The 2718-nt window shown below is 65.1% G+C and carries 4 protein-coding genes; 3 read left to right on the top strand and 1 reads right to left on the bottom strand.

All coding sequences use genetic code 11. From position 1 onward, the window contains the following. On the bottom strand, positions 1-161 hold a 161-nt coding region (locus QZY07_RS01545), incomplete at its 3' end, for a transposase (protein ID WP_295399300.1). Between the two features lie 206 nt (positions 162-367). On the opposite strand from QZY07_RS01545, the gene QZY07_RS01540 reads away from it, so the two are divergent. The 3 genes from QZY07_RS01540 to QZY07_RS01530 all read left to right on the top strand — a co-directional run. Beyond that, positions 368-859 (top strand): hypothetical protein, encoded by a 492-nt coding sequence (locus QZY07_RS01540; protein ID WP_295399298.1) that lies wholly within the window; start codon positions 368-370, stop codon positions 857-859. A gap of 22 nt (positions 860-881) precedes the next feature. Continuing rightward, entirely contained in the window at positions 882-1031 is a 150-nt protein-coding gene (locus tag QZY07_RS01535; RefSeq protein WP_295399296.1) for a YebG family protein, read from the top strand. Positions 1032-1297: 266 nt separating this feature from the next. After that, positions 1298-2718: long-chain fatty acid--CoA ligase (locus QZY07_RS01530; RefSeq protein WP_295399294.1), on the top strand; the 1421-nt coding region annotated here is incomplete at its 3' end.

Raw genomic sequence — 2718 nt, 5'->3', positions numbered from 1 at the left:
ATTCCATTCATGATTTCTCGCAAATTGACGCTGCGAGGTCGGCCGCCGTGCTTGGCGGGCGGGATCATGGGCTCAATGAGCGCCCATTCCTCATCGGTTAAATCGCTGGGATAACGCAGGTGACCGCGATCGTAGCGTTTACGATTTTCAGGTGTCCACATAGCTAGCCCCTCCCTTGGGCCACTACGGTTAGACTCCAGATTACTATTTTAATTCAACAAAGTTTATGAACAGACTCTGAGGATTGCAAACTCGCCATCACGGCGGTTCTGATCGCCAATACGCCAGAGAACCGACAAGAGCGCACGAAAGTCTGTCGTCAGGGTGCGACCCCATGACAACGCATTGCCCAACGCGGAGGACAAAGATGCAATCGCCCTTTGACCGGCATCGGGAGACGGTTTTAGGCCATGACGCAACAGCCGAGTGGCTGCGTCGACTCGTCCTGTCGCTTTGGAATGGCGATGGCTACCCCATCGGGCTGTCGCGCATTCAAGAACTGGATGACGAGCATTTTGAAGTCGTGATCGAGATGCTGACGAGTTACCGCCTTCATGGCGAGCGCGACCCGGATTTCATGGCCTTGGCCGATGCGTGCCGTGAGCTTCACAAGGCGGCGCTGGCGGCATCCGAGCGTCAGGCTCGATGGGGCGTTTGGCGTCGTGATGCGGAACGCGCCACGCGGCAACAGGGGGGCGCCTTGGATTCGTCGAAGATCATGACGACTGGTTCGAGACGCAATTCGACTTGGGGATGTCGGCGCCCGATGCCGCTGTCTTGGCGTCTACCCTGGATCTGGATCTGGATTCGGGACCGGTCTCCCAATATCCTTGACACAAGGCTCCGTCGAAAGGCGTGAGCAAACAGGAGATAAGTCGGCCATGATCGAGATCGAATACATCGTGAAAGACAGCCGTGGAGTCGAGCGTTTGCGCACCGCCGATAAGAAGGCCGCCGATGCCGATGACCGCATGCTGGAGAACGCCGAGCGCCTGGCGCCGTGCCGATCAGGTGTTGCCCAACCTGCCTGAACCGGATCTGGAGAACCCGACCATCTATCTGGCCCGCCACGCGCGGAACCGGAATCGGCGCCCGAGAGCCGGCCCGAAAAGGTCACCCCGATCCGCGCTAACCCCCTTTTCATTCTCGACACCGAGGTCGCTTCGCGTCCATGACATCGCCCCCCACGTTCCCCCAACGCTTCCGACACACGACCAAACGCTTCGCCGAGACGCCGGCCATCCTCGCCCAGGAGTGAACCTGGACCTATGCGGACCTCGACGAGGCCAGCGACGGCATGGCCGCCGGCCTGATCGCGCGCGGCATCGCGCCCGGCGATCGCGTCGGGCTCTACTGCCCGAACGGCGCGGCCTTCGTCGTCTGTTATCTGGGGATCCTCAAGGCCGGCGCCTGTGCCGTGCCGATCAATCTGCTGCTGCCGCCAACGGCCATCGCCTTTATGCTGAACGACGCCGGCGCCAAGGCGATCTGCTTTCATGCGGCCTTGGCCGAACCGACGGCGGCGGCGCTGGCCGAGGCGCCGGGCGTGACCTTGCGCATCGGGATCGGCCCGGTCGATCCCGAAGCGGTCGACTGCCGGTTCGACGATCTCGCCGTGGCGGCGGACCCGCCCGCGCCGCCCATCGATCCCGACCAGGATCCAGCCGTGATCCTCTACACGTCCGGCACCACGGGCCGACCCAAGGGCGCCGTGCTCACCCACGCGAACTTGGCCGCCAATGCCACGGCGGTGGCCGAGGTGCTGGGGGTTCGCTCAGGCGCTGACGGCGATCGTTTCCTGGTCGTGCTGCCGATGTTCCACGCCTTCGCCGCCACCGTGGGCATCCTGACGCCCCTGCTCGCCGGTGCGGCTTTGATCCCGGTGCCGCGCTTCGACGCGGCCCTGATCACCGAGGCGATCAGCACGCATCAGGCGACCATTTTCCTTGGCGTCCCGAGTCTGTACGCCGTGCTGCTGCGACTCGACGACACCCAGGTCGCCCGTTGGGGCTCGGTGCGCCTGTGCATTTCCGGCGGTGCGGCCCTGCCCGAGGCGGTCATGCAGGCGTTCGAGGCGCGTTTCTCGGTCCCGATTCTGGAGGGCGACGGCCCCACCGAATGCGGGCCAGTCACCTGCGTCAACCCGCCGGCCGGGCCGCGCAAGCCGCGTTCGGTGGGTCCGCCGCTGCCAGGGGTGGAGATGCGCATTGCCGACCCCGACGGGCACTGGCTGCCCGACGGCGAGCCTGGCGAGGTCTGCGTGCGTGGCCCGAGTGTCATGCGCGGGTACTGGAACCTCCCCGACGAGACCCAGGCCAGCTTCCACGGCGATTGGTTCCGCACCGGCGATCTCGGTTGGCGCGATGGCGACGGCTGGTTCTATCTGGTCGATCGGATCAAGGATCTGATCATCGCCAACGGCATGAACGTCTATCCACGGATCATCGAGGAAGTCCTGATCCGCCATCCCGGCGTGGCCGAGGCCGCCGTCGTGGGCGAGCCGCACCCGTTGCACGGCGAGATCCCCGTTGCCTACGTCACCGCCGCGCCGGGTCAGGGCGACCTCGACACGCGCGCCCTGAAGGACTGGTGCCGCTCGCGACTCGGCCGCCACGAGCTGCCCCGGCGCATCGAACTTGTCGATGCGCTGCCGAAGAACGCCGCTGGCAAGATCCTCAAGCGCGAGTTGCGCCGCACGGGCGAGCACGAGCGCGGGGT

Source organism: uncultured Thiocystis sp. (assembly GCF_903866365.1).
Classification (GTDB): Bacteria; Pseudomonadota; Gammaproteobacteria; order Chromatiales; family Chromatiaceae; genus Chromatium.
Note: the sequence above shows the minus strand (reverse complement) of the source record. Positions and strands in the feature narration are given on the sequence as shown.